Below are 2,111 nucleotides of genomic sequence, written 5' to 3'. Positions count from 1 at the left end.
TCACGGGTCTCGTGCGCGAGTTCGCCGGCGGGCGCCGCCTGACCTCGATGACCCTCGAGCATTACCCCGGCATGACCGAGCTGGAGCTGGAACGGGTCGAGGCCGAAGCGCTGGCACGCTGGCCCCTGGACGCCAGCCTGATCGTCCACCGCTACGGGAAGATGCTGCCGGGCGAGCCGATCGTGCTGGTCGCCACCGCGTCGGCGCACCGCCACGCCGCGCTGGAATCCTGCGCCTTCCTGATCGACTGGCTGAAGACCCGCGCAACCTTCTGGAAGTTTGAGGAAGGCGAGGGCGGCGGTCTCTGGGTCGAGGCCAGGGAAGCCGACGACGAGGCCACGAAGCGCTGGCACCTGGCCACCGGCGGCGAGCTGGTCTGAGCCTGCTGCCGGCTGTCGGTCCGGTGTAGCCGCCGCTGAACTGGCGTGGGTTGCGGTGTGACCGCCGGGGAAGGGGGCCAGTCGCGGGTTTCCGCCGGCGCAGGTGACAGGCTTGCTCATTCTCAGAGTTCGATATATCTGAATATTAGTTATATCGAACCCTGACCGGAGCGAGGATGCGACGTGGACCTGGTCATGGCCGGTGCGGAACCGAGGGCCATGGGCGGCGCTATGGCCGCGACGGCGGTTTCCATGGGCCGCGCGAGAGCGGCCGCGGTCCCGGGCGGCATGGCGGCCGCAGCGGCCTCGGGCGGTTCTTCGCCCATGGCGATCTGCGCCTGGTCATTCTCCACCTGATCGCGGAGAAGCCCAGCCACGGCTACGAGATCATCAAGGACATCGAGCAGCGGGTCGGCGGCGCCTACAGCCCGAGCCCGGGTGTGATCTACCCGACCCTGACCCTGCTGGAGGAGATCGGCCAGGTCACGGTCAGCGCCGCCGAAGGCGGCCGCAAGCTGCACGCGATCACCGACCAGGGCCGCGCCTTTCTCGAGGCGAACCGCCTGGCGCTGGATGCACTGCTGGAGCGGATGGCAGCGGCCGGGCGCGCCGGTGAGGCAAGCCCGCCGCCGCAGGTCCTGCGCGCCATGGAGAACGTGAAGCTCGCGGTCCGCCTGCGCCTGTCGCGCGGCCCGCTCACCGCGGACGAGGCGGATGAAATTGCCGCGGCCCTCGATGCCGCCGCCCTCAGCGTGGAGAGAAGCTGATGAACCCCGCCACCCTCGCCTCGGAAGCGCGCGTAGCGACCGCGGTGCCTGGCCGCTACCTCCAGCAGCTCTGCAAGCATTTCGGCCACAAGCTACCCGCCCGGTTCGACGCCCGGCAGGGCAGCGTCGAGTTCCCGACCGGCCGCTGCGAGCTCGACGCCGAAGCGGAGCCCGGGATCCTGCGCATGCGGGTCACCGCCGCGGACGCGGAGGCCCTGGCGACGCTGGAAGGGGTGGTCGCGCGCCATCTGGAGCGGTTCGCGTTCCGGGAGAAGCCCGAAATCCTGTGGACGCGCAGCCGCTGACCATGGCTCCATGCGACGCCGGAGCGATGCCGGGCAGCGGGCCCGCAGCGCCGGCACATCGCGACCGGCCCCGCCGGAGAAAGGCACCCATGGACAAGGACGACCTCCTGACCGTCTGGACGCCCCGCGTCCTCAGCATCCTGCGCATCGTCGCAGCGCTGATCTTCTTCGAGCATGGCACGCAGAAGCTGCTGGGCTTCCCGGCCCACGAGAGCCCACCGGCCTTCCTGTCGCTGTCCTGGATCGCGGGGCTGCTGGAACTGGTCGGCGGCGCCTTCCTGATCCTCGGCCTGTTCACCCGCCCGGTCGCCTTCATCCTCTCGGGCGAGATGGCCTTCGCCTACTGGATCGCGCACGCGCCGCGGAGCTTCTTCCCGGTCCTGAACGGCGGCGATGCCGCCATCCTGTACTGCTTCGTCTTCCTCTACTTGGCGTTCGCGGGTCCTGGCCCCTGGAGCATCGACGCGATGCGCGCGCGGAACCGCCGGTTCTAGCCGTCCGGCCCCGTCGTCCGACCCGAGCCGTCCGCCAGCCTGGGCTAGAGCATAGCCATGGTTGGCGCGCTCACCGCATGGTCCCGAGCGATCGCCATGACGAACTGCTGGCGGGCACGGAAGTCTGGCTCGAGCCGATGCTCCTGACACCAGAAGCGAAAGTGG

At 69.9% G+C, this 2,111-nt stretch carries 4 protein-coding genes; all 4 read left to right on the top strand.

Annotated features, from left to right (window positions below):
* On the top strand, positions 1–380 hold a 380-nt coding region (locus EQG76_RS04620; RefSeq protein ID WP_159711015.1), incomplete at its 5' end, for a molybdenum cofactor biosynthesis protein MoaE.
* Between the two features lie 176 nt (positions 381–556).
* Positions 557–1,147: a PadR family transcriptional regulator gene (locus tag EQG76_RS04615; RefSeq protein ID WP_159711013.1), complete on the top strand. Its 591-nt coding sequence runs from the start codon at positions 557–559 to the stop codon at positions 1,145–1,147.
* On the top strand, positions 1,147–1,452 hold the full coding sequence (locus EQG76_RS04610) for a DUF2218 domain-containing protein (protein ID WP_159711011.1): 306 nt from the start codon (positions 1,147–1,149) through the stop codon (positions 1,450–1,452). The genes EQG76_RS04615 and EQG76_RS04610 overlap by 1 nt, the downstream gene beginning before the upstream one ends.
* A gap of 89 nt (positions 1,453–1,541) precedes the next feature.
* On the top strand, positions 1,542–1,946 hold the full coding sequence (locus EQG76_RS04605; RefSeq protein WP_159711009.1) for a DoxX family protein: 405 nt from the start codon (positions 1,542–1,544) through the stop codon (positions 1,944–1,946).
* Positions 1,947–2,111: the final 165 nt, after the last annotated feature.

The organism is Geminicoccus flavidas (assembly GCF_009806515.1).
GTDB classification, from domain to species: Bacteria; Pseudomonadota; Alphaproteobacteria; order Geminicoccales; family Geminicoccaceae; genus Geminicoccus; species Geminicoccus flavidus.
The sequence above is the reverse complement of the archived record's forward strand: the minus strand, read 5'-3'. Positions and strand labels throughout refer to the sequence as shown.

What these genes read in the sequence shown, in the direction of transcription:
- EQG76_RS04615 (WP_159711013.1), top strand. Translation starts at nt 557, where the DNA reads ATGCGACGTGGACCTGGTCATGGCCGGTGCGGAACCGAGGGCCATGGG.
- EQG76_RS04610 (WP_159711011.1), top strand. Translation starts at nt 1,147, where the DNA reads ATGAACCCCGCCACCCTCGCCTCGGAAGCGCGCGTAGCGACCGCGGTG.
- EQG76_RS04605 (WP_159711009.1), top strand. Translation starts at nt 1,542, where the DNA reads ATGGACAAGGACGACCTCCTGACCGTCTGGACGCCCCGCGTCCTCAGC.